At 44.6% G+C, this 276-nt stretch carries 1 pseudogene; it reads left to right on the forward strand.

Features of this window, described 5'->3' with window-relative positions:
- Window positions 1-71 precede the first annotated feature (71 nt).
- A pseudogene (locus SB772_RS40540) lies at window positions 72-276 on the forward strand (tRNA 2-thiocytidine(32) synthetase TtcA); the annotation flags it as partial.

Here is a 276-nt window from a genome sequence, read left to right on the forward strand (position 1 = left end):
GTCAGGCTTTAGACACCGATACTGATAGTAGAGAGTACGATGACGTCTTTGAAGAGGGCAGTGATGAGGACATGATTGACGAGCAGTTTGCCGATGCGAAAGCACCTACCGAATCAGCGTACTTTCGTAAACTACAAAAGAAGCTGCGTCGCCAAGTCTCTTGGGCAATCCGCGATTTTAATATGATTGAAAATGGCGATGTGGTGATGGTCTGTGTTTCGGGTGGTAAAGACAGCTATACCTTACTTGATATTTTATTGCTGCTAAAACGCATTG

Origin of the sequence: Paraburkholderia sp. SIMBA_030, assembly GCF_046535245.1 — a bacterium.
In the GTDB taxonomy this organism is placed as follows: domain Bacteria; phylum Pseudomonadota; class Gammaproteobacteria; order Burkholderiales; family Burkholderiaceae; genus Paraburkholderia.